This is a genomic window from Prevotella sp. E13-17 (assembly GCF_022024035.1).
GTDB lineage: Bacteria > Bacteroidota > Bacteroidia > Bacteroidales > Bacteroidaceae > Prevotella.
This window is the reverse complement of sequence record NZ_CP091787.1, coordinates 2,760,001-2,782,895: the sequence shown is the minus strand read 5'-3', so window position 1 is coordinate 2,782,895 and position 22,895 is coordinate 2,760,001. Positions and strand designations below refer to the sequence as shown.

The 22,895-nt window shown below is 47.3% G+C and carries 20 protein-coding genes, 2 tRNA genes and 2 rRNA genes (1 of these 24 running past the window's edge); 16 read left to right on the top strand and 8 right to left on the bottom strand.

All coding sequences use genetic code 11. From position 1 onward, the window contains the following. Positions 1-85: 85 nt before the first annotated feature. On the bottom strand, positions 86-850 hold the full coding sequence (locus L6472_RS11290; RefSeq protein ID WP_237805152.1) for a radical SAM protein: 765 nt from the start codon (positions 848-850) through the stop codon (positions 86-88). A gap of 142 nt (positions 851-992) precedes the next feature. Here L6472_RS11290 and L6472_RS11285 point away from each other — a divergent pair, with 142 nt between their 5' ends. The 6 genes from L6472_RS11285 to folK are packed head-to-tail and all read left to right on the top strand — an operon-like array spanning position 993 to position 5,340. Continuing rightward, the gene (locus L6472_RS11285) at positions 993-1,871 is read left to right on the top strand and encodes an ABC transporter permease (protein WP_237805151.1); all 879 of its coding nucleotides are present in this window, start codon (positions 993-995) and stop codon (positions 1,869-1,871) included. Between the two features lie 28 nt (positions 1,872-1,899). Then, positions 1,900-2,142, top strand: coding sequence for a DUF3098 domain-containing protein (locus tag L6472_RS11280; protein ID WP_237805149.1), 243 nt, complete (start codon positions 1,900-1,902; stop codon positions 2,140-2,142). After that, entirely contained in the window at positions 2,139-2,996 is an 858-nt protein-coding gene (locus tag L6472_RS11275) for an undecaprenyl-diphosphate phosphatase (protein ID WP_237805147.1), read from the top strand. Before L6472_RS11280 ends, L6472_RS11275 begins: the two co-directional genes overlap by 4 nt. A 1-nt stretch (position 2,997) precedes the next feature. After that, on the top strand, positions 2,998-3,726 hold the full coding sequence (truB, locus tag L6472_RS11270; RefSeq protein ID WP_237805145.1) for a tRNA pseudouridine(55) synthase TruB: 729 nt from the start codon (positions 2,998-3,000) through the stop codon (positions 3,724-3,726). A gap of 11 nt (positions 3,727-3,737) precedes the next feature. Beyond that, the gene (gene queA, locus L6472_RS11265; protein ID WP_237805143.1) at positions 3,738-4,880 is read left to right on the top strand and encodes a tRNA preQ1(34) S-adenosylmethionine ribosyltransferase-isomerase QueA; all 1,143 of its coding nucleotides are present in this window, start codon (positions 3,738-3,740) and stop codon (positions 4,878-4,880) included. After that, positions 4,873-5,340, top strand: a complete 468-nt coding sequence (gene folK / locus L6472_RS11260; protein WP_237805142.1) for a 2-amino-4-hydroxy-6-hydroxymethyldihydropteridine diphosphokinase — start codon at positions 4,873-4,875, stop codon at positions 5,338-5,340. Before queA ends, folK begins: the two co-directional genes overlap by 8 nt. On the opposite strand, the gene rpsO is transcribed toward folK, so the two are convergent. Further along, positions 5,309-5,578: a 30S ribosomal protein S15 gene (gene rpsO, locus L6472_RS11255; protein WP_027449853.1), complete on the bottom strand. Its 270-nt coding sequence runs from the start codon at positions 5,576-5,578 to the stop codon at positions 5,309-5,311. The genes folK and rpsO overlap by 32 nt on opposite strands. A gap of 215 nt (positions 5,579-5,793) precedes the next feature. On the opposite strand from rpsO, the gene typA reads away from it, so the two are divergent. Beyond that, positions 5,794-7,596 (top strand): translational GTPase TypA, encoded by a 1,803-nt coding sequence (typA, locus tag L6472_RS11250; RefSeq protein ID WP_237805140.1) that lies wholly within the window; start codon positions 5,794-5,796, stop codon positions 7,594-7,596. A 100-nt stretch (positions 7,597-7,696) separates the two neighbouring features. On the opposite strand, the gene L6472_RS11245 is transcribed toward typA, so the two are convergent. The 4 genes from L6472_RS11245 to mtnN form a co-directional block, all read right to left on the bottom strand. Further along, positions 7,697-8,383, bottom strand: coding sequence for a DUF6563 family protein (locus tag L6472_RS11245; RefSeq protein ID WP_237805138.1), 687 nt, complete (start codon positions 8,381-8,383; stop codon positions 7,697-7,699). A gap of 33 nt (positions 8,384-8,416) precedes the next feature. Then, positions 8,417-9,544: a porin family protein gene (locus tag L6472_RS11240; RefSeq protein ID WP_237805136.1), complete on the bottom strand. Its 1,128-nt coding sequence runs from the start codon at positions 9,542-9,544 to the stop codon at positions 8,417-8,419. Between the two features lie 176 nt (positions 9,545-9,720). Next, on the bottom strand, positions 9,721-10,215 hold the full coding sequence (locus L6472_RS11235) for an S-ribosylhomocysteine lyase (RefSeq protein ID WP_237805134.1): 495 nt from the start codon (positions 10,213-10,215) through the stop codon (positions 9,721-9,723). Between the two features lie 128 nt (positions 10,216-10,343). After that, positions 10,344-10,988 (bottom strand): 5'-methylthioadenosine/S-adenosylhomocysteine nucleosidase, encoded by a 645-nt coding sequence (gene mtnN / locus L6472_RS11230; RefSeq protein ID WP_237805132.1) that lies wholly within the window; start codon positions 10,986-10,988, stop codon positions 10,344-10,346. A gap of 112 nt (positions 10,989-11,100) precedes the next feature. On the opposite strand from mtnN, the gene L6472_RS11225 reads away from it, so the two are divergent. Further along, positions 11,101-13,698 (top strand): YfhO family protein, encoded by a 2,598-nt coding sequence (locus L6472_RS11225; RefSeq protein ID WP_237805130.1) that lies wholly within the window; start codon positions 11,101-11,103, stop codon positions 13,696-13,698. A 2-nt stretch (positions 13,699-13,700) separates the two neighbouring features. Continuing rightward, positions 13,701-14,501 carry a GSCFA domain-containing protein gene (locus tag L6472_RS11220; protein WP_237805128.1) on the top strand — a complete coding sequence of 267 codons (801 nt, stop codon included), beginning with the start codon at positions 13,701-13,703 and terminating at the stop codon, positions 14,499-14,501. Between the two features lie 47 nt (positions 14,502-14,548). Here L6472_RS11220 and L6472_RS11215 read toward each other — a convergent pair whose 3' ends face one another. After that, positions 14,549-14,977, bottom strand: coding sequence for a hypothetical protein (locus L6472_RS11215; RefSeq protein ID WP_237805126.1), 429 nt, complete (start codon positions 14,975-14,977; stop codon positions 14,549-14,551). After that, positions 14,974-15,456 carry a hypothetical protein gene (locus tag L6472_RS11210; protein WP_237805124.1) on the bottom strand — a complete coding sequence of 161 codons (483 nt, stop codon included), beginning with the start codon at positions 15,454-15,456 and terminating at the stop codon, positions 14,974-14,976. Before L6472_RS11210 ends, L6472_RS11215 begins: the two co-directional genes overlap by 4 nt. A 536-nt stretch (positions 15,457-15,992) precedes the next feature. Between L6472_RS11210 and L6472_RS11205 the strand changes: the two genes are divergently transcribed. The 7 genes from L6472_RS11205 to L6472_RS11175 form a co-directional block, all read left to right on the top strand. Then, positions 15,993-17,117, top strand: coding sequence for an adenine-specific methyltransferase EcoRI family protein (locus L6472_RS11205; RefSeq protein ID WP_237805122.1), 1,125 nt, complete (start codon positions 15,993-15,995; stop codon positions 17,115-17,117). Positions 17,118-17,119: 2 nt separating this feature from the next. Beyond that, complete coding sequence (locus tag L6472_RS11200) at positions 17,120-18,295, top strand: DUF262 domain-containing protein (protein WP_237805120.1); 1,176 nt, start codon at positions 17,120-17,122, stop codon at positions 18,293-18,295. A gap of 11 nt (positions 18,296-18,306) precedes the next feature. Beyond that, on the top strand, positions 18,307-19,206 hold the full coding sequence (locus L6472_RS11195; protein ID WP_237805118.1) for a restriction endonuclease: 900 nt from the start codon (positions 18,307-18,309) through the stop codon (positions 19,204-19,206). A gap of 1,219 nt (positions 19,207-20,425) precedes the next feature. Beyond that, positions 20,426-21,955: ribosomal RNA gene (locus L6472_RS11190) — 16S ribosomal RNA — on the top strand. 169 nt (positions 21,956-22,124) lie between these two features. Next, positions 22,125-22,198, top strand: a tRNA-Ile gene (locus L6472_RS11185). 24 nt (positions 22,199-22,222) lie between these two features. Beyond that, positions 22,223-22,296 (top strand) — tRNA-Ala (locus L6472_RS11180). A gap of 251 nt (positions 22,297-22,547) precedes the next feature. Continuing rightward, positions 22,548-22,895, top strand: a 23S ribosomal RNA gene (locus L6472_RS11175) (it continues 2,549 nt past the right edge of the window). The 16S and 23S rRNA genes sit together here with 2 tRNA genes alongside, the layout of an rRNA operon.

The following is a 22,895-nucleotide window of genomic DNA, read 5'->3' as shown; positions in this document are numbered from 1 at the left end:
AGAAAAGCGCCACTATTCCATCCGAATAGTGGCGCTATGGGGGCGTCAAAGTGGCGCTTTTTGATGTGAAGTGCACTGCTTTTGCTTAGTAGGACGCCTGACAGGGGATGCCTGCGGCAATCACACGGTCGCGGATGGCATCGAGTTCTTCGTGGGTGGCCTTCTGCAAAAGCTTGTCGGGCGTCTCGCGATCAATGGTGTAGATCATCACCTGACGAGGGGCAATCGCCTTGACGGCCTCGAGCCACGGACCCACATACGTCTCTGACGTGTTGTCGCTATGGTCACCATGCATAAACATGGTCTGGATGATGACGTGGCCGTTGAAGCGCTTCAGGTCTTCGATGATCTGATTCACATCGTAGTGACCAGTGGGGCGATCGACCTTATTAATATATGTGGGGTCAACAGTGTCGAGCTTCATGATGTTGTTGTCCACACGCATCAAGGCATCGTGAACTGGCTGACGGTGAATCATGGTCGAGTTGCTCAGCACAGATACCTTTGCCTGAGGGAAATATTTGTCGCGCAATCGCAGCGTGTCGTCTATAATCTCGGGAAACTCTGGATTGGCCGTCGGCTCGCCATTGCCGGCAAATGTCAGCACATCGGGCGTGGGTCCGTTCTGCTTCATGTCTTGCAGTTTGGCCTCGAGGGCCTCTGCCACCTGTCGGCGGTGGGGCATAGGCAGGCGGGGGTGGTGGTCGGCATTGAAACCACACTCGCAGTAGATGCAGTCGAACGTGCACACCTTGCCGTCGGCTGGCAACAGGTTGATGCCCAGCGAGGTGCCCAGACGACGGCTGTGTATGGGTCCGAAGATAGGAGAAGGATAAATAATCGTGCTCATAATGGCGGCAAAAGTAAGTTTTTTCTGGCAGCTTTGGTAAAAAGTAGGAGGCTCTTTAACTCCTTTTAACATGCTTGTCGTACAAAACTACCAAAAAAGACGTAACTTTGCAGACAATTTGGTGTATTACGCCTTAAAGCGAATGAAGAATAGAAAAAAGAAGACCGGCCGCCGTTATGGCTTGCAGGTCGTGACACTATGCATCAGCACTACAATGGTGCTGGTGATGTTGGGCTTGGTGGTACTATCTGTATTGACGGCCCGCAACCTCTCTACTTTTGTGCGTGAAAACGTGACGATGAACGTGATGCTGGGCGACACAGTGTCTGTCAAGGATGGTGTGGAACTGGGCAACATGATTTTGGCGCAGCCTTATGCCAAACATGTGACTTACATCAGCAAGGAGCATGCACTGAAAACCATGACAGAAGTGATGGGGGCCGACCCCAAGGAGTTTACAGGTGTGAATCCGTTTGAGGCCGAGCTGGAGGTGCGGATGAACGCCGACTATGTGGATACCGACTCCATGCGAAAGATATCCGACCGACTGATGACCAACGACAAGGTGACGGATGTGGCCTATATGGAGAACCAGATAGACGACGTCAATCGCAATGTGCAGCGCATCAGTGTTGTGTTGCTGGTCCTGTCGCTGCTGCTCATCTTTGTCAGTTACTCGTTGATAAGCAGCAGTGTGAGGCTGGGTGTCTATTCCAGTCGCTTCTTAATCCACACGATGAAGCTGGTTGGCGCGTCGTGGGGCTTCATCCGTAAACCATTTTTGCGCAGTTCGCTCTGTATAGGAGTGCTGTCGGCTTTTATTGCTTGCATCGTGCTTGGCGGCGTGGTCTATGCCTTGTTCCGCTACGAGCCCGGCATTACCGACATCCTGACGTGGCGCGAGATGGCCATCACTGCCTGTGGCGTGTTCTTGGCTGGCTTCCTCATTATGCTGTTCTGCACGTTGTTGTCGGTCAACAAGTTCCTGCGCATGACAGCCAACGAGGTGTATAAGATTTAAGTAAATAGCAACTAAGATTGAATAACTCATGAATAAGAGAGATTTTGCATTTGGAAAGATGAACTACATCCTGTTGGCAGTTGGCATGCTCATTGTCATCATAGGATTTATTCTGATGGGTGGCGACAGCTCAACAGCCGACGCCTTTAATCCTGATATCTTCAGCGCTCGTCGCATCAAGGTGGCTCCAGTGGTTTGTCTGCTGGGCTTCGTGTCGATGATATATGCCGTTGTCTATAAGTCGAAGGATGAGAAGGAGGAGGCCGAATGACCTGGATTGAAACCATCATCATAGCTATTGTGGAAGGACTCACTGAGTTTCTGCCTGTCTCATCGACAGGTCACATGATTATCACCCAGAATCTGTTGGGTGTGCCTCAGGGCGATCCTTTCGTGCATGCCTTCACGTTCATCATCCAATTTGGCGCTATCTTGTCGGTGGTATGCCTCTACTGGAAGCATTTCTTTCAGTTCGACAATAGTCCTGCGCCTGCAGGAAGTAGCTTGCTGCAGAAGTTGAAACATCGGTTCAATTTCTACTGGTTGCTGATTGTTGGCGTGTTGCCCGCCGTTGTTATTGGCCTGTTGGCGAAGAAGTCGGGACTGCTTGACTGGTTGCTCGACAGTGTAGAAGTGGTGGCAGTCATGCTGGTTTTGGGCGGTATCTTCATGCTGTTCTGCGATAAACTCTTTAATAAGGGAACCGACGAGAATGCTGTCAACGAGAAGCGTGCGTTCAATATTGGCCTTTATCAGTGCATCTCGGTCATTCCTGGCGTGTCGCGCTCAATGGCAACCATCGTGGGAGGCATGACGCAAGGGCTGACCCGCAAGCGCGCTGCCGAGTTCTCGTTCTTCCTGGCTGTACCCACCATGGCTGGTGCAACATTGCTTGACCTGCTGGATTTGTTCAAGGAAGATACCTCGTGGGCCACAACTCACAACATCACCATGCTGCTTTTGGGCTGTGTGGTGGCCTTTGTGGTGGCACTGCTTGCCATGAAATGGTTTGTGAACTTCCTGTCGAAATATGGCTTTAAGGCATTCGGGGTGTATCGTATCATCGTTGGTAGCATTATCATCATACTGCTGTTGACAGGTCATTCACTAGCAATGGTTGACTGATATGAACTTCCACGAAGGAGCTTTTATTTACGTCAACAAGCCTTATCGTATGTCGTCGTTTGGCGCACTGGCTTTTGTGCGCACCCGGTTGTCGAAGAAGTTGCGTGTGAAACGCCTGAAGACAGGACATGCCGGAACGCTCGACCCGCTGGCAACAGGCGTGCTGATACTGTGCACAGGTAAGGCTACGAAGAAGATAGAGTCGCTGCAACTGCAGAGTAAAGAATATACTGCCACCCTGCAACTGGGAGCCACGACACCGTCGTTCGACCGCGAGCATACGGTGGATATGACCTATCCCACGAAGCATATCACCCGCGAGTTGATTCTTCAGGTGCTGAAACAGTTTGAGGGCGATATCATGCAGGTGCCCCCAGTCTATTCGGCCGTGATGGTTGACGGATACCGTGCCTATCATTTGGCGCGCAAAGGTGATGAGGTCGAGCTGAAGGCAAAGCCCGTCAGAATTGATGAGATCGAGCTGACCGATTTCAATCCTGACACCATGCAGATGAGCATTCGAGTGGCTTGTGGCAAGGGAACTTACATCCGTTCGTTGGCACGCGACATCGGAAAGGCACTGAATAGTGGTGCTTTCCTGACGGCTCTCTGCAGAACCCGCTTGGGCCAAGTGCGCATTGAGGACTGTGTGAAGCTGGATGAGTTCAACGAGTGGCTGGAAAAACAGGATATAGAAGATTTGAGAAGTAAAGAAACAGCAAACAATTAACATACACGATAATGAAGTTATCACAATTCAAATTTAAACTACCAGAGAGCCAGGTCGCTCTCTATCCTCCTCATCGCGCATTCGAGAATGAGGATGGTACGATTGATCGCGTCTATAACCGTGACCAGTGTAAACTGATGGTGATACACCGTAAGAGCGAAAAGATCGAGATGTTTAAGAAGGATGCTGAAGGCAATGATACTGAGGAGTTCATGACTTTCCGCAATATCGTGGACTATTTCGACGAGGGTGATACGTTTATCTTCAACGATACACAGGTGTTCCCTGCACGCCTCTATGGTACAAAGGAAAAAACAGATGCAAAGATCGAAGTGTTCTTGTTGCGCGAACTCAACGAGGAACTGCGTCTTTGGGATGTGCTCGTTGAACCCGCACGTAAGATCAGAATAGGTAATAAGCTGTTCTTCGATGGCGAAGGCCCCATGGTGGCAGAGGTCATCGACAACACGACCAGTCGCGGACGTACACTACGATTCCTTTACGACTGTCCTCACGATGAGTTCAAGCGCGAACTGTTCTCCCTTGGCGAGGCTCCCTTGCCCCGATATATCGTTGATCGCCGTAAGGCAGAGCCCGAGGATATGGAGCAGTTTCAAACCATCTATGCCCGTCATGAGGGAGCCGTTACGGCGCCTGCTACCGGTCTTCACTTCAGTCGAGAGCTGATGAAGATGATGGAGATTCGTGGCTATAACTTTGCTTATATCACCGTGCATTGCGGACTGGGCTCTTTCGATCCCATTGAGGTGGAAGATCTCACCAAGCACAAGATGAACTCAGAACAGATGATTATCAATGCTGAGGCTTGCGATATTGTGAACAAGACCAAGGCTGATGGTCGTCGCGTGTGTGCCGTTGGCATCAGCACTGCTCGTGCCACCGAGTCGGCTGTGGGCACCGATGGCATGCTGAAGGAGTTTGAGGGTTGGACCAATAAGTTTATCTTCCCTCCCTATGAGTATGGACTGGCCAATGCGTTAATCGCTAATTTCTATCATCCCGAGTCAACCATGCTGATGGCAGCAACAGCCTTCGGTGGTTACGACCTCGTGATGGAAGCCTATAAGCTGGCTTTGAAGAATGACTATAAGTTTGGATGCTATGGCGATGCCATGCTGATGCTCGATGATTAAATTGCATAATGTCTATATAGGTCTGGGGTCAAACCTCGGACAGCGTGAGGAGAATATTCTTCAGGCCTATGGATATATAGAAAGGCTGATTGGACATATCGTGTGCCAATCAGCCTTTTTCTATTCCGAACCATGGGGATTTCAATCGACCAATGGTTTTGTTAATAGTGCTATCCGCGTGGAAACGGCATTGTCGCCTTTTGAGGTCCTTCGCCAGACTCAACACATCGAGCACCTGTTGGGGAAGACATCAGCGCATGCCACCATCCGTCAGGCACATGATGTTTGTCTATATCAGGATCGTCCTATTGATATAGACATACTGCTTTACGATGACCTGACAATCAATGAACCGGAACTAAAAATCCCTCACCCGCTGATGCAGGAGAGGGAGTTTGTCATGATTCCGCTTCGCGAAGTGCTGCCGATTACTTACGCAGACCGAGAGCCTTCACAATAGCACGATAGCGGTTGATGTCGTTATCGTAGAGATACTTCAGCAATTTGCGGCGACGACCTACCATCTTGGTCAGTGAACGTGCAGTACCGAAGTCCTTGTGGTTGGCCTTCAGGTGCTCTGTCAGGTGCTTAATGCGGTAGGTGAACAGAGCAATCTGGCTCTCAGCTGAACCAGTGTCTGTGGTTGACTTGCCATACTGGCCGAAAATCTCTTGCTTCTTAGCTTGATCGAGATACATAATTGAAATGTGATTAATACGTTTTTTGCTCAGACATTCTTCCGACGTCATGACGCCTTAATCACAGAGTGCAAAACGTCGTCGAATGCTTCGGACTTTCCGAAAAGCGGGTGCAAAGGTACAAAAAAAAGTGAAAAGTGAAAAGTGAAAAGTGAAAAATTTGCTTAAAACTATCATTTTTTGTAACTTTGCACCCGATTTTACGTAAAATAATTATGCAGGATATCAGAAACATTGCGATTATCGCACACGTTGACCACGGCAAAACGACGCTTGTGGACAAAATGATGCTCGCAGGAAATCTTTTCCGTGAGGGACAGAACCTGTCGAACCAAGTACTTGATGCAAACGACTTGGAGCGCGAACGAGGCATCACTATTCTTTCTAAAAACGTTTCTATCAATTGGAAAGGAACGAAAATTAATATCATTGATACTCCGGGACACTCCGACTTCGGTGGTGAAGTGGAGCGTGTTTTGAATATGGCTGATGGATGTTTGTTGCTTGTTGACGCATTCGAGGGCCCCATGCCTCAGACTCGTTTCGTGCTGCAGAAAGCACTTGAGATTGGCTTGAAGCCTATTGTTGTGGTCAACAAGGTAGATAAACCTAACTGTCGTCCAGAGGAAGTCTATGAGATGGTGTTCGACTTGATGTTCTCTCTGAACGCCACTGAGGACCAGTTGGACTTCCCTGTTGTCTATGGCTCGGCTAAGAATGGCTGGATGGGCGAAGACTACAACAACCCCACCACTGACATTACCTATCTGCTTGACAAGATTGTGGAGGTGATCCCTGCACCAAAACAGTTGGAGGGCACACCTCAGATGCTGATTACCTCGCTCGACTATAGCAGCTATACAGGTCGTATCGCTGTGGGTCGTGTGCATCGCGGCACCTTGAAAGACGGCATGCAGGTCACCATTGCGCATCGTGATGGCTCGATGGAGAAAACCAAGATTAAGGAGCTTCACACTTTCGATGGCATGGGACATCAGCGTATCGACGAAGTAGAATGTGGCGATATCTGTGCCGTCATCGGTCTCGAGAAGTTTGAGATCGGCGACACAATCTGTGATATAGAGAACCCAGAGCCACTGCCTCCTATCGCTATTGACGAGCCCACCATGTCTATGCTCTTCATGATCAACGACTCTCCCTTCTTTGGTAAGGAAGGAAAGTTTGTGACATCACGTCATATCAACGACCGTCTTGAAAAAGAATTGGAGAAGAACCTCGCCCTGCGTGTAAGACCTTTTGAGGACAGTACCGATAAATGGGTGGTTTCTGGTCGTGGTGTGCTGCACCTCTCTGTGCTCATCGAGACGATGCGTCGCGAAGGCTACGAGCTTCAGGTGGGGCAGCCACAGGTTATCTATAAGGAGATTAATGGCGTGAAACACGAACCAGTCGAGGAACTCACGATTAATGTTCCCGAGGAGTTCGCTTCGAAGATGATTGATATGGTTACTCGTCGTAAGGGCGAGATGACTTCGATGGAGAGTCAGGGCGAGCGCACCAATATTGAGTTCGTCATTCCTTCACGTGGTATCATCGGTCTGCGTACCAATGTCCTTACGGCTTCTCAAGGCGAGGCTATCATGGCTCACCGCTTCAAGGAGTATCAGCCCTACAAGGGTGAGATTGAACGTCGTGTCAATGGTTCGATGATTGCGCTTGAGACGGGCACCTCTTTTGCTTATGCCATTGATAAGCTTCAGGATCGTGGTAAGTTCTTCATCGATCCAGGAGAAGACGTCTATATGGGCGAGGTTGTGGGTGAACATGTGCATGACAACGACTTGGTTGTCAATGTCTGCAAGGCCAAGCAGCTCACCAACGTCCGTGCATCTGGTACCGATGATAAGGCACGTATCATTCCTAAAGTCGTCATGTCGCTTGAGGAGTGTCTGGAATACATCAAGGAAGACGAGCTGGTAGAGGTGACACCTAAGTCTATGCGTATCCGCAAGGTGATCCTTGATCATGACCAGCGCAAAAAGGCAAATAAGCAATAAGCACATACATCTTTTCGATGGAATAGAAAAGTGGCACAGAGGATTCATTCCTTTGTGCCACTTCTTTTATTCTGATATTCTGACCTTTTTTGCTACAGTCTTATTCCTGACTGTCGTGTTTCTGGTCGAACAGGCCGGCTTCCTCCAAGATGGGGATGATATGGCTGGCCAGCATTCGTTTGTTGTCCTTTTCTTCCGAGTAGTATTTGTTGCAAAGATCGGTATCATTCTTCAACATCTTTTCCATTAGTCTGTCGTTTATCAGTCGCAGATCGATGACACCCTTCTCATTGCTACCGTGCGAGATGAGGTAACATACCTGACGTTTCATGTGGTTGCTGGCACTGATGGCTCCGCCAATGGCGCCAAACATATAGGCAGATACGAATTCTGACTGGGCTATTTTCTTTCCGATAATCTTGTTTACTATCAGCAGACTGCGCTTGCCAATGCGTCTGGCCTTCACATAACCATTGCCAAAGGGTGTTCCTTCGAATCTTAGGTCGCGACAGTTCACGTAGAGTGTGTCGTCGATAGCGATGGCAAAGGCTTCTTTTTTCAGTAGTTTGTCAATAGACTTGTTGCCCGTGGTGAAGGCAAAGTCACTGCCGCCCCACCACATCTGATGCGACTTACTGTGGGTCTTGATGTGTATAGAGTCCAGTTCTTCCCATTTGTTGTCCATGAAATCTTCATAGGTCATGCAGAACTTCTTCTGTGCGGTGGTTGTTAGTGATACTAATAGCATGGCTATGCATAGTATCCATCTCGCGTTGTTTTTTCTCATTTTTAGTATGTTTTTCGGTTTATTGTTGTAGTCTTACAAGTGTGTGCGTAGTGTCAGCATCACTGTTGCACATTTAAAGCCATAAGCTTCGTTCTCAGGTTGGTTGAATCCTTCTGGTCGTTTGAATGTGGCCATCTGTATAGCTGCATCAATGCCAACGCTAAAGTGGTTGTTCAGCATCACACCGAGTCCCACCGATTCCCTCATGCCAAATCCCACTTCGTCGGAACCACTGTCGTGATAATACCCGATGCCAATGCCCACGGAAAGGTCTGCATAGAAGTGTTGTGCGAATGTGCCGCCCATAACCAGATTAGGACCGGCATAGATGAAGTTATAACTCTCTTTCGAAGTTTTGAAGTAGTTGCCTATTGAAAGGTTTGTTTGGCTGCCATACAGGTCAAAGCCATAGCCCCACAGGTCTCCAATGCTGTGGATAGACAGGTCGAAAGCAGTACCTCTGGCGCCTGTGAAGTAGCCTCTACCGTCGTACGAGAGGTACATTTTCGATAGCGTCCACATCGGACCACCACTAATCTTGATGACGCCTTTTCGTTTTTCGTTCTCTTCCTTGATGTCGAAATAGTCGCTTGCATCTTCAAAAGAGCTCTCTTGTATAGTCGTATCTTGCACATCTTTTTGCTCTTCTACCTCAGCCAATGTGCTATATTTGCTCATTTCCTGCTGTGCAGCTTCCTCCTGACGCTGCTTCACCATTTGCTCTTGTTCTTTGCTTATGGCCCGTATGGGTGACTGATTCTGCTGTGTTCCCATGGCCAACAGGCATTTGATGCGTCTGGGCGAGATTGTCAGTGCGCTGTTTGTTTCACCTTCGTAGTAGGCCATCGTGCCCTTTAGCGTGTTCTTCTCCATGTCGCTATGGTCCACTACCAGGATGTTACCTCCCTGTTGTGCCGTTTCTTTGACAGCTAAGTTCAGTATCTTGGTGTAGTTTTTTCGCAACGATGAATGTCGGCTGTTGATCTTTATCTGTCCAATGGCGCGTGCTTCGTCGGGGATGGTGTCTTTGGCTCCTAGTATCATGATCTGGTTAGTGGCTTTAGGTGCCAGTGCTTGCGTAGTCATCTCGGTCGTTATCTTTGGTGCGCAGCCAACCATCAGGCTTGCAGCCACGATGACCATCATTATTTGTTTGTTCATGTTAAGGTATGTTTGAAATTTTGGCAAAGGTAATGTTTTTTTAAGTGTTATGCAAATATTTACATTGTTTTTTCGTAAATATCTTTTTTCTGTTTTTAAAAAAGTATCGAATGTAAAAAAAGACATACTTGCCAGCGGGTGGCAAGTATGTCTTTTGTCTTTATAATGTTGTCTTTTTAGGCATCGGCAAAGATGCGCCCGTCTTCCAACTTGACTTCCAATTTCGTGTATTCGCTGTGGAAATCGTTTTTCAGACGGTCCAGGTATCGGCGACTTTCCCAGTGGCACATGGGCAGATCGTGCAGCAGATAGTTGCCGCAGGTCTGTGGTTCGGTGGCTGGCACGTGGTCTTGTGTGAGTATCCACTCCAAGCATTCGATGGTCAGTCGGCGCATGTCCTCCACCGTATAGGTGCCGGTCATGATGATATACATACCCGTCAGACAGCCCATCGGACCTACATATACCACGTCGGCCTTGGCCTCGCTGTTGCGAAACCATGTGGCCATCAGGTGCTCCAGGCTATGCATGGCAGCAGGAGCCACGGCAGGCTCATGGTTGGGCTCGGTGATGCGCAGGTCGAAAGTGGTGAACCCTTTGTCTTCACGTGATATGTAGATGCCGGGTTTCAGGTGGGTATGGTCTATTGTAAAACTCTTTATAACTTCCATTTCTTTAATGCCCCCTAAGTTAGGGGGATGGGGGTCTGAACAAGCGTTTTCAGTTCCCCTATGTAGTTTGACTTGTTTATGGAGTCTGCGCTTGTTCAGACCCCTTTGCCTCTTAAGTTAATGGGCATTTACAGGCTTTCTACGAAAGCACGGGTTGTTTGGAAAGAATGCTCTGCTACGGTGTTCCAGAAGTCGTGATACTGCGAGGCGTCGGTGTCGCGCAGGGGAATGTCGCTGATCACGCGGAACGAAATGAACTTCACCTTATTAATATAACATGTCTGCGCGATGGCGCACGACTCCATGTCTATGGCTTTCGCCTCGGGGAAGTGACCGATAATCTCGCGTGCCTTCTCCTTGGAATCCACAAACCAGTCGCCGGTCACGATGAGACCCTCATGAATCTTGATGTCTTCAGTCTGCAAACTGACGGCTTTGCGCAGCAACTCGCGGTCTGTCTGATAGCGGGCGGGCAGACCTTGCACCTGGCCGTAAACGGTGTTGTCATCGATGGCTGCGCCGCAATAGACGTCGTGATAGCACAGTTCAGAGCTCACCACGATGTCCTGCACGTTGATATCATCGCCATTGCCACCGGCACAACCGCTGCTGATGATGATGTCGGGCTGGAACTCGTTGATCATGCGCTGGGCGCCAAGGGCCGCATTGACTTTGCCGATGCCGCATTTCTCTACTCTTACGTCACTGTCTTTGAAAACCTGTTGCAGCTGCTGCAACTCTTTGTCCATTGCGACAATAATTCCTATTTTCATTCTTTTCTGTTGTATTTTGACGGCAAAGTTAATTGAAATATTTTAAAATCAAGTGGGAAGTACGAATTTATTTTGTAATTTTGCGCCCAAATAAATAATAACTTGCAAGATTATGAAATCGTTGAAACCATGGCTACTGGATGCAGTGGCAGTGTTGTTTTTTGTTGTGTTGGCATTTGCCTATTTCTATCCGGCCGACTTTGAGGGACGTGTGCTGAACCAGGGAGATATCTCTGCTGGCGTGGGCGCTGGTCAGGAGCAGGCCGACTATATGGAGCGCACGGGTGATCGCACTCGTTGGACCAACGCCTTGTTTTCGGGCATGCCCACCTATCAGTTGTCACCGTCGTACAATAGCGATAAGGCCATCAGCAAGGTGGCCGATGCCTATCACCTGTGGCTGCCGCTGAACGTGTGGTATCTGTTTGCCTACTTACTGGGCTTCTACATCCTGTTGCGCGCCTTCGACTTCCGTCAGCAGCTGGCAGCGTTAGGCTCCATCTTGTGGGCATTCAGCACTTATTTCCTGATCATCATTGCTGCCGGACATATCTGGAAGGTGATGGCGCTGGCCTATCTGCCGCCGATGATTGGCGGCATCGTGCTGGCCTACAGGGGTAAGTATCTGTTGGGTGCCGTCGTGACGAGCATCTTCGCTGCTCTCGAGGTGCAGGCCAACCATGTGCAGATGACCTATTATTATTTATTTGTCATCCTCTTCATGCTCATTGCCTATCTCGTTGATGCCGTTCGTAAGAGGCAGATGGCACATTTCTGCAAGGCCACGGCGGTGGTTGTCGTGGGCGGACTGCTTGGCATTCTGGCTAATATTTCTAATCTGTATCACACTTGGCAGTATTCGCAGGAAACCATGCGTGGGGGTAGCGAACTGGTGAAAGGCGATGCCGGCAATCAGACTGCCGGTGGACTGGAGCGTTCGTACATCACCGACTATAGTTATGGCATCGGCGAAACCTGGAGCTTGCTGGTTCCGAATGTGAAGGGTGGCACCTCTACGCACGTGATATGGGAGGATGAGGCAGCCAAGGATATCCTGGAGAAAGAACAGGTGGAGCTGGGCGGCGGACAGAAAGCACCTGCCTTGGCGGTGGTTGGCGAGCTGGCTAATCCCAATGGCTACTTCAAGGATGCCACCGGCGGACAGCCCATCTATTTCACCCAGTATTGGGAGGAGAGCTTGGAGCCTGGCGCTCATGGCACGATGGGGCCTGTCTATGTGGGTGCCTTTGTGCTGATGCTCTTCGTGCTCGGACTGTTTATTGTCAAAGGTCCCATGAAGTGGGCGCTGTTGGCAGCCACGATTCTGAGCATCATGCTGGCATGGGGTAAGAATTTCATGGGGCTGACCGACCTCTTCATCGACTATGTGCCGATGTATGCCAAGTTCCGTGCCGTCGAGTCCATCCTTGTCATCGCCGAGTTTACCATTCCTCTGTTGGCCATGTTGGCACTCAAAGAGGTGATTGAGAAGCCCGAGGTGCTGTCTGGCAAGAATATCTATTATCTCTATGGTGCCTTTGCTGCAACGGGCGGCATGGCACTGCTCTTTGCACTGATGCCTACGCTGTTCTTCGATTTCTATTCCGATGCTGAGGTCAAGCTGGCCAGTGGCATCCTGCCTGCACCTGCCGATGCGCAGTCTTTGCTCACGGCACTGAGCCATGCACGTCAGGCTATCTTCACGGCCGACTGCTGGCGCTCGTTCATCATCATTGTCATTGGCACGCTGATGCTGTTGCTCTATCGTGCCAAAAAGTTGAAGGCACTGCCTGTCGTGGCTGTCCTTTTGGTGCTCTGTCTGGTCGATCTGTGGCAGGTAAACCGTCGCTATCTGAACCCTAACGACGAGCATCAGTTCATCAAGAAGGTGGAGCGCCGCTATGTGCGTCCGATGACCGATGCCGACCGTCAGATACTGAACGACTCGTCGCTCGACTATCGTGTGCTGAATCTGGCTGGCAATCTCTTCAACGAGAACGAGACGTCATACTATCATAAGAGCATTGGTGGCTATCATGCCGCCAAACTTCGCCGCTATCAGGACCTGATAGACTATTATATCAGCAGGGAGCACAGCCAGGTGTTTGCAGCGCTCCAGCAATATAACGGTGAACTGCAAGAAGCACCAGGTGACAGCTTGTGGCCTGTGCTCAACATGTTGAACACAAAGTATTTCCTCTTGGCACAGCAGAACTTCTACCGTCCTAACCCCTATGCACAGGGCAATGCTTGGTTTGTTGATAAGCTGAGCTATGTGGATAATGCCACTGCCGAGATTAACGCGCTGCGCACCATCAACCTTCGCCATGAGGCTGTGGCCGACAAGCAGTTTGCCGACGTGCTCGGACAGGCCTCGCCGCTCGACACGGCTGCCGTGGTGAAGATGACGGCTTACGAGCCTAACCAGCTGAAATATCAGGTTAAGAGCAGCAAGGGTGGCGTACTGGTGTTCTCTGAAATCTACTATCCCGGTTGGGAGGCTACCGTCGATGGTCAGCCCGTAGAACTGGGACGCGTCAACTACGTGCTGCGTGCCATGCGTATCGAGGGTGGCGAGCACGAGGTTGTGCTCAGCTTCTTCCCGCAAAGCATCACCACGACCGAGGCCATTGCCTATGTTTCGTTGGTCATCATCGCGCTTCTGGTTCTGGTACTGTTGTTCTTTACCTATCGTAAGAAACAAAAATAAATATGGAATTCAGAACCAAGGTTCATATTCCCAGCTATCCATTCAGCATTGAGCCCCTCGAAGAGATTCTCTTCGTGGGCTCTTGCTTTGCTGACAGCATCGGCAGTCGTTTCAAGGAGGAGCGCTTTCCGGTCGTTGTCAATCCCTACGGTGTGATGTACAACCCCGTATCGGTGCTTCACACCGTCATGCGAACCGACGCCAAACCGCGTGTGGCGTTTCTGACGTTGGGCACCAACCACGTCTATCGCCTGAAGGAAACGGGCGAGATTGTTGATAACTGTCAGAAGCGTCCGCAGCGTCTTTTCCAGGAAGAGGAACTGTCTGTGCAGCAGTGCGTTGATGCCTTGCAACAGGTGGTCGATGAGCTTTCCGCCAGACGTTCAGACGTTCAGGTTGTTCTCACCGTCAGTCCTATCCGTTATCAGAAGTACGGCTTCCACGAGAGCCAGTTGTCTAAGGCCACATTGTTGTTGGCGGTCCACGAGTTGGTGGCTCGCAATCCCGGTGTCGCCTTCTATTTCCCCGCCTACGAGATCGTCCTCGACGAGTTGCGCGACTACCGTTTCTATCAACCCGATATGATTCATCCATCGACACAGGCCGTAGAATATATCTGGGAGAAGCTGGTAGAAACGCTGTTCAGCGACAGCGCCAAGCAGTTTCTGAAAGAATGGAAGCCCATCAAAGAGGCCTTAGGTCATCGACCTTTCCATCCAGAAAGCGATACCTATCGCGAGTTTATAGAAAAAACGCACCAACAAGAGAAAGACTTGTTGGCACGCTATCATAAGGTTCTCTAATAATTATCTTTTTGAGTTAACTGACCTATCTAATGCGCAGAGTAGGTTTAGTGCATTATTAGAACGACAGATTTTTCAATGACTTCTTTTAAAGATAGTTCGTGTATCTTCAGATTGTTCCAAAGGTCACGGCTATCTTTATATTCATATATCACATCAGGCTCTGGCTCTGGACTATGTGAGAACTCTACTCTTTCAAAGATGTATTTACCGTCCCAGTCATCTCGATTCTTGAGTTTCAATACTTCGTTATGCTGAGTGTTTTCAATGTAGTAGAACTCATCTTTTTCAACCAGATATAGTGCCAAGTCAAATCCAAATCGATCCAGATAACATTTCAAGATGTTATATGAGTCGTGAGCATGTGCATCCGATCGGTTTGCATCATTCCACCCCAGTTGATCCTCATACAAATTGGTGTCATCGTTCCATAACGTAGGGCACCAAAAGTCCTTTTTTAATATTCTACGTATCATAATTTATTTTTTTTATGCTCTTGATTGTACTTTAGTGCCTTCTTGATAAACTTCATATCAGTTTTCGAAGGTTCAAAGAAATTATTCTTATCATGGGCTTTTCTTTTCGCCTCTCCTTTTTCTTTATTTCCATTCCAATTGTGTGTATGTGTACCCACTTTGTGAATCTTGCCTTTTCGCTTCACCACTTTAAATGGAACGAGGTTATCAGACTTGTCATAAACCAGGTCGATGGACTTAACTATTTTATGAGTCCGTCCGCTATAGAATGCGATAGCAACTATTTTGGTCAGATCTTTTGGTGATGTAACATAATACATCTTTGAATTGAAGCTATTCATAGGAATGCTTGTGTTATTATAAACGGAAGTCGTTATAACTTTATTGCTTCCAATCATTGCGACTTCTTTAAATCTGTCTTTTTGATAAATGTCTAGTGAGTAGCTACGATATTTATCATATGCTCCGTTACCTCCCATAATGTAATCTGTTTAAAGTTTGGTTACTAAATTTCACAATACGCAAATGGTCTAAAGAAAGCGCGACCAAATCAGATGAAACGTATTCTGAAGGCAATTCGCAAAATTGGTAGAGAATTAACAGCGGTTGTTGTATAAGGATAGTTTTGGAGGAGATACATTCTTTTTTTATTTTTTTTCTCTTTTGAATCCTAAATTTCAAATATAATTTGTACTTTTGCAGATAGTTCGGGGAGAAATCCGAACTTTCAAAAAGCATTCGCTATTATTTCGCGTTCAGCCAAAAGCCTCGGAAACTTCTTGGAAATAAAAACGCAACGAGATAATACGTGGTGAGGTGTTTCTGTGTGGAACATCTTGTGTAGTCTTATAAATACGAATGCACTGACACTTAGGTGTGGTGCATACTTGTAAGACTGCCGGGGTTTCCATTCCGAGGCTGCCTCGAAGCTGAACGCAATAAGGTGCATCACGCCTTTTTTGCGTCTTGGCGTGATTGATAGTCAATGCTATGACTTAAAACTATCAATCGAATCATGGCAAATACGAACCTTGCAAATGCAAAGACGGCAAAGAACGATGAGTTCTATACACAATATGCAGATATTCAGAAAGAAATAAATGCTTACCTGGAATACAACCCAGATGTATTTCGTGGTAAGACAGTGCTATTACCTTGCGACGATCCAGAATGGAGTAACTTTACCAAGTTCTTTGCACAGAATTTTGAGACATTTGGCATAAAAAAGCTTATCAGTACAAGCTATGCTGTTGAATCGAAGAAGATAAAGGACTGGCAACCGACACTTTTTGAAACTGATAGTCCCTATTATGATGCGGACAAGAGCCGGACAAATGGAAAGATATTTGTACTTGATGAAGATATTAATAATGATGGACGTTTCAATATTAATGACTTGCATTGGAATTATCTTGAAGGCGATGGCGACTTCCGTAGTGATGAGGTAAGGACGTTACGAGATGAAGCCGACATCATTGTGACTAATCCACCTTTCTCTTTATTTCGAGAATTTATGATGTGGGTAATAGAATCTAGGAAATTATTTGTGTGCATCGGAAATATGAATGCGGTAGCATATAAAGAGATTTTCCCTTTAATTAAAACGAATAAGATTTGGTTAGGAAATGGCTTTAATGCAGGAAATGCTTTCTTTGGAATTCCAGAGACGGCATCAAAAGAATATGTGGAAGGTGTTTATGATGCAAAGACGAATCTCGTAAAATTTCGCAATTGTTGCTGGTATACCAACATCGATCATGGTCGACGCCATGAACCACTTCCTTTAATGACGATGGAGGATAATATCCTTTATTCAAAGCATAAAGAAATCAAAGGTAAAGGCTATGTCCATTATGAGAATTATGATGCAATCGATGTTCCTTACACTGATGCAATTCCATCTGACTATGATGGATTAATGGGAGTTCCACGAACATTCCTAGATAAATACTGTCCAGACCAGTTTGAAATTATTGGTAACGCTGAGGGGGATTCTGGTAAAGAACTTGGCTTTAAGCCATATCCTCGTGAATTGAGAAAATTAAACAAAAGTCTGCGAGATGGTCAGCCTTATTATATTGATGAAAACGGCTATCCGCAAAAGCCTTTTGGTAGAATTATAATCCGCAAAAAACAATAGCTATGCAAACGACATTGATGACCGACCTTACGGTCAAAGAAATATGTGAGGGCTTTGTATATAATCAATTAGAAGGCAAAGGCCTGTTCGGATGGTCTGGAAAACTGACTATTCAGCCAGAGTATCAGCGCAATTACCTATATGCTGAAAATGACGGAAAGAAAGAAGTTGCTGTCATAGAAAGCATGCTGAAGGACTATCCAATTGGACTGATATATTTTAATGAACCAGAATTTGGACGCTATGAGATACTTGACGGGCAACAGCGTATTACAAGTATAGGTAGATTTGTTACTGGAAAGTTTGCTATAAAGGATAAGTTTGGCATGGAGCAATACTTCACTGGACTTAACCCTGAAGAACAAGAGAAAATACTCAACTATAAACTCCTTATCTACATCTGTAATGGTACAGAGAAGGAAATAAAGGAATGGTTTGAGACTATCAACATAGCTGGTGTGCCACTAAACAAGCAGGAACTGCTGAATGCCACCTATTCAGGACCATTCGTTACAAAAGCAAAGGAAACCTTCAGCAACTCGCGCCATCCGCAACTGCAAAAGTGGAGCTGTTATGTTAAGGGGAACGCTAATCGCCAGGAAATACTTCATGAGGCGCTTGTATGGGTGGCAAAAGGAGAAGAAAACGTTGGCGGCTACATGAGTCAGCATCGTAATGAGGATAGCATAGAAGAACTGAAAACCTATTTCGATACCGTAATTGAATGGGCAAAGACTCTGTTTGGTGAGCCAAAGAGTGAAATGAGAGGATTGGAATGGGGAGCGTTTTATGAGAAATATCATGCCAATTCTTATAATCCTTCACATTTGCAGCAACGAGTAAATGAGCTATATGCCGACGAGGCCGTGACCAATAAACGTGGTATTTTTGAATATCTGCTTGGCGGTGAGATAGAGAATAGTCTGCTAAATATACGCGTCTTTGAGGATAGCGTGAAGAAAACAGTCTATGCACGTCAAACAAACGAAGCGCGTGAGAAAGGCATCAGCAACTGTCCTGAATGTGCAAAGGGACATGAGAATGTGCGCACCAAGATCTATAAGATAACAGAAATGGATGCCGACCATGTGACGGCTTGGAGCAATGGTGGTAGCACTTCTATCGAAAACTGCCAAATGCTTTGCAAGACGCATAACAGAGCAAAAGGGAATAGATAAAACAACGAGATATGACAAAAGAAAAATTCAGCAGGACGAAAGCCTGTGCTACCAAGACGCTATACGCAGTAATGAAGGAAATGAGTCGCCGTGGTGGTAGTATGCCCGCTAAGGAACTCTATCCATTTGTGAATGAAAACGTAGAACTGACGGATTGGGAAAAGGAACCAGCAGGAAAAATGAAGTATATTCGTTGGACGAACAGCTTCCAGTTCTACTCCATTGACTATCAGAAAGCAGGCTTCATCGTGAAGAAGAATGGTAATTGGTATTTGACACCAGAAGGTGAGGCAGCTTTGAAGAAGACACCTGAAGCGGTGATGAACATAGCCAATGATGCATATCATGAATGGCGACGACTGAATCCCAAAGAAGAAAAGCCTGAAACAGAACCAGACGATGAGACTGCCGAAAAGGACAATGGCATGAATCTTGATTTGCTGGAATCGGACGCTCGTGAAGGAATACGGCAATTCATAGTATCGAAGAGTCCTTATGAGTTTCAGGATATGGTTGCTGCTCTACTTCGGGCTATGGGCTATCATACTCCTTTCATTGCTCCCAAGGGCAAAGATGGTGGTATCGATATCATAGCTTATGTGGATCCGCTGGGGGCACAGACTCCTCGTATCAAGGTTCAGGTAAAGCATAAGCCTGAGACCGCAATTGGGGCTTCAGATATACGAGCACTCTTGGGCGTACTGCGTACTGGTGATATTGCTCTCTTTGTGACCAGTGGCACCTTCTCGCCTGACGCTCGTAATACTAGCACCAGTTCACGAGAGTTCATTCGCTTGATTGACGGTAATGACTTCATTGACATGTGGCAAGAGTACTACGATAAAATGTCTGACGATGACAAGAATTTGTTGCCTCTGAAGCGCATCGCGTTCTTGGGTAATAATGAATAAAACAGGTACCTGGTACATGTTTCAATTATTAAAAACGAAAGCCGCAGGTGCTCGACCAACGGCTTTGTATATAAGGAACGGTTGCGGAGCTTGATGTAATCGCGCCTATATGCAACTCTCATTCGCACTGCAAAGATAAGTATATTTATCTTATCTTCCAAACTTTTTCGTACTTCTTCCGTCATAAAACCTCAAACTATCTATAATCAGTAACCTTATTTTCGCCCACTATAACAACCAGCATCTTGAAACGAGGTGCTGGTTTTTTATTTGCAGAAAAGAAACTTCTATTCCAATGCGTTGGTCAATCAGCGTATCAAGAGTATTGTGGTGCGCAAGGAATTGACCGATGAAAGGTTCAGAACTCTCGATTTGAACACTGATTTCGAGGCTATAAAGAAACGATTGGATAGCTTCGTATGATAGATTGAAAAACTTATTCATCGGCAAAAACACTACTTATTCTTCTTATTTGGCCACTATTACGGTTTTATAGCGCCACTGTTGCAATGCAATAGTGGTACTTTGGTATCTTACGACTTATGCCGTGAGATCTTTCGACTTAAGTCGTGAGAACTGTTGACTTAAGTCGTGAGATCTGTTGACTTAAGTCGAAAGTTACAAAAGCGTGAGTATTGGGTTGCGAGAGCTGTGCTTTCGCACCGCCATCCTTTTTGTTCTGTGTTGCGAAGGCACGAATCTGGGGTCTGATGCCAGGTTTCTTTATTTCTTTTTGGCCCGTGAGTAGCTTCATACTTCGATTTCGATGAAAAATCAAGGTAAAAGTCATCTTATTCTCGGGCGGCTCAGGGTGGGGCGTCATTCGCGCGCATATATAATATAAGGAGAGTGTATAATCACCACATTGATATATATCAAGACCAATATAAAAATTGTATGATTTCTCAAATTTTTCTCGAAAAAGTTTTGGTGGTTCCGAAAAAAGCCGTACCTTTGCATCCGCTTACGAGGAACACCTCCTCACAAGCAAAACAAAAAAGAGTTCTTTGAAAGATTTACATAGACAGAGAAGTAGTACAAGAAGCGAGTACTAATCCTTATGGAGAGGTACTTGGGTAACAGTAAACGAACCGTCAATGCTATATATAATATAGGTTGATAGACTTGATACTTTTTGGATAGTCATTCTGAAACAGATAACAGATGGGTCTTTTCCAGCTTAGGTTGGTTGGGATTCAGTCTAAAGATACAAACATATACAATGAAGAGTTTGATCCTGGCTCAGGATGAACGCTAGCTACAGGCTTAACACATGCAAGTCGAGGGGCAGCATTTCGAAAGCTTGCTTTTGAAGATGGCGACCGGCGCACGGGTGAGTAACGCGTATCCAACCTTCCCCTTAGTAGGGCATAGCCCGGCGAAAGTCGAATTAATACCCTATGTTCTTTACGGATGGCATCTGAAGTAAAGCAAAGATTTATCGCTAAGGGATGGGGATGCGTCTGATTAGGTTGTTGGCGGGGTAACGGCCCACCAAGCCTACGATCAGTAGGGGTTCTGAGAGGAAGGTCCCCCACATTGGTACTGAGACACGGACCAAACTCCTACGGGAGGCAGCAGTGAGGAATATTGGTCAATGGGCGAGAGCCTGAACCAGCCAAGTAGCGTGCAGGATGACGGCCCTATGGGTTGTAAACTGCTTTTGTCAGGGGATAAAAAAGGAAACGTGTTTCCTATTGCATGTACCTGAAGAATAAGGACCGGCTAATTCCGTGCCAGCAGCCGCGGTAATACGGAAGGTCCGGGCGTTATCCGGATTTATTGGGTTTAAAGGGAGCGCAGGCTGGTGATTAAGCGTGACGTGAAATGCCGCAGCTCAACTGTGGAAGTGCGTCGCGAACTGGTTACCTTGAGTGTATTCGACGTCAGCGGAATTCGTGGTGTAGCGGTGAAATGCTTAGATATCACGAAGAACTCCGATTGCGAAGGCAGCTGGCGAGGCTACAACTGACGCTAAAGCTCGAAGGTGCGGGTATCGAACAGGATTAGATACCCTGGTAGTCCGCACGGTAAACGATGGATGCCCGCTGTTGGCGATATACAGTCAGCGGCCAAGCGAAAGCGTTAAGCATCCCACCTGGGGAGTACGCCGGCAACGGTGAAACTCAAAGGAATTGACGGGGGCCCGCACAAGCGGAGGAACATGTGGTTTAATTCGATGATACGCGAGGAACCTTACCCGGGCTTGAACTGCAGGCGAACGATTCAGAGATGATGAGGCCCTTCGGGGCGCCTGTGGAGGTGCTGCATGGTTGTCGTCAGCTCGTGCCGTGAGGTGTCGGCTTAAGTGCCATAACGAGCGCAACCCCTCTCTTCAGTTGCCATCAGGTTAAGCTGGGCACTCTGGAGACACTGCCACCGTAAGGTGTGAGGAAGGTGGGGATGACGTCAAATCAGCACGGCCCTTACGTCCGGGGCTACACACGTGTTACAATGGGAGGTACAGAGAGATGGTGTCCCGCAAGGTGCATCAAATCCTTAAAGCCTTCCTCAGTTCGGATTGGGGTCTGCAACCCGACCCCATGAAGCTGGATTCGCTAGTAATCGCGCATCAGCCATGGCGCGGTGAATACGTTCCCGGGCCTTGTACACACCGCCCGTCAAGCCATGAAAGCCGGGGGCGCTTGAAGTCCGTGACCGCAAGGATCGGCCTAGAGCGAAACTGGTAATTGGGGCTAAGTCGTAACAAGGTAGCCGTACCGGAAGGTGCGGCTGGAACACCTCCTTTCTGGAGATGACTATCTTCCCTTTGCCCCCTAAGTTAGGGGGGATGGGGGCCTGAACAAAAGAAAGTCTTAAAGGTTCGTAGTTAACCTCTAGGCTTCTTACTACTTACTTTGTTTATATCTAGAGAATAGATGAGCTGAGCGCAGATGTAGCGCCCACAGCTTGAAGCCAGTCCTATAGCTCAGTTGGTTAGAGCGCCACACTGATAATGTGGAGGTCGGCAGTTCAAGTCTGCCTGGGACTACAAGCTAAATGAAACTCTGAAATTGGGGGATTAGCTCAGTTGGCTAGAGCACCTGCTTTGCAAGCAGGGGGTCAACGGTTCGAATCCGTTATTCTCCACTGTGAAGAATGGAAGAATTAAAGAATGGAAGAATTGAAGTCTTCAGTCTTTCAACTTTTTAGCTCTTCAATTTTCTTCAAGAGATCTTTGACATATTGTGACACAAGACTGTAAGTAAAGACTTTAAGTCAGAACTGAGTAGATTTTTAAATCTCAATACAGCTAAAGGTATGAGCTATAGAGAATTGAAGAGTTTAAGATTTGAAGAATTCAATTTTTCAATCTTTCAATTTTTCAATCTTTATAATAGGCGAAAGTAAGTTAGGGCGTCTGGTGGATGCCTTGGCTCTCGGAGGCGATGAAGGACGTGATAAGCTGCGATAAGCCTCGGGTAGATGCAAATAATCTTTGATCCGAGGATTTCCGAATGGGACAACCCAGCAGGCTGAAGGCCTGTTATCTGTACACGAGTACAGAGGCAAACGCAGGGAACTGAAACATCTTAGTACCTGCAGGAAGAGAAAATAAACAATGATTCCCCTAGTAGTGGCGAGCGAACGGGGAAGAGCCCAAACCGGTTGTGTGGCAACGCATAGCCGGGGTAGTAGGACCACGGTGTGGTACTTGAATGACGAGGAGAAGCATCTGGAAAGTTGCA

Excerpts from the sequence above, each read along its gene's own strand:
- L6472_RS11290 (WP_237805152.1), bottom strand. The coding sequence starts at position 850 with ATGAGCACGATTATTTATCCTTCTCCTATCTTCGGACCCATACACAGC.
- L6472_RS11285 (WP_237805151.1), top strand. The coding sequence starts at position 993 with ATGAAGAATAGAAAAAAGAAGACCGGCCGCCGTTATGGCTTGCAGGTC.
- L6472_RS11280 (WP_237805149.1), top strand. The coding sequence starts at position 1,900 with ATGAATAAGAGAGATTTTGCATTTGGAAAGATGAACTACATCCTGTTG.
- L6472_RS11275 (WP_237805147.1), top strand. The coding sequence starts at position 2,139 with ATGACCTGGATTGAAACCATCATCATAGCTATTGTGGAAGGACTCACT.
- truB (WP_237805145.1), top strand. The coding sequence starts at position 2,998 with ATGAACTTCCACGAAGGAGCTTTTATTTACGTCAACAAGCCTTATCGT.
- queA (WP_237805143.1), top strand. The coding sequence starts at position 3,738 with ATGAAGTTATCACAATTCAAATTTAAACTACCAGAGAGCCAGGTCGCT.
- folK (WP_237805142.1), top strand. The coding sequence starts at position 4,873 with ATGATTAAATTGCATAATGTCTATATAGGTCTGGGGTCAAACCTCGGA.
- rpsO (WP_027449853.1), bottom strand. The coding sequence starts at position 5,578 with ATGTATCTCGATCAAGCTAAGAAGCAAGAGATTTTCGGCCAGTATGGC.
- typA (WP_237805140.1), top strand. The coding sequence starts at position 5,794 with ATGCAGGATATCAGAAACATTGCGATTATCGCACACGTTGACCACGGC.
- L6472_RS11245 (WP_237805138.1), bottom strand. The coding sequence starts at position 8,383 with ATGAGAAAAAACAACGCGAGATGGATACTATGCATAGCCATGCTATTA.
- L6472_RS11240 (WP_237805136.1), bottom strand. The coding sequence starts at position 9,544 with ATGAACAAACAAATAATGATGGTCATCGTGGCTGCAAGCCTGATGGTT.
- L6472_RS11235 (WP_237805134.1), bottom strand. The coding sequence starts at position 10,215 with ATGGAAGTTATAAAGAGTTTTACAATAGACCATACCCACCTGAAACCC.
- mtnN (WP_237805132.1), bottom strand. The coding sequence starts at position 10,988 with ATGAAAATAGGAATTATTGTCGCAATGGACAAAGAGTTGCAGCAGCTG.
- L6472_RS11225 (WP_237805130.1), top strand. The coding sequence starts at position 11,101 with ATGAAATCGTTGAAACCATGGCTACTGGATGCAGTGGCAGTGTTGTTT.
- L6472_RS11220 (WP_237805128.1), top strand. The coding sequence starts at position 13,701 with ATGGAATTCAGAACCAAGGTTCATATTCCCAGCTATCCATTCAGCATT.
- L6472_RS11215 (WP_237805126.1), bottom strand. The coding sequence starts at position 14,977 with ATGATACGTAGAATATTAAAAAAGGACTTTTGGTGCCCTACGTTATGG.
- L6472_RS11210 (WP_237805124.1), bottom strand. The coding sequence starts at position 15,456 with ATGGGAGGTAACGGAGCATATGATAAATATCGTAGCTACTCACTAGAC.
- L6472_RS11205 (WP_237805122.1), top strand. The coding sequence starts at position 15,993 with ATGGCAAATACGAACCTTGCAAATGCAAAGACGGCAAAGAACGATGAG.
- L6472_RS11200 (WP_237805120.1), top strand. The coding sequence starts at position 17,120 with ATGCAAACGACATTGATGACCGACCTTACGGTCAAAGAAATATGTGAG.
- L6472_RS11195 (WP_237805118.1), top strand. The coding sequence starts at position 18,307 with ATGACAAAAGAAAAATTCAGCAGGACGAAAGCCTGTGCTACCAAGACG.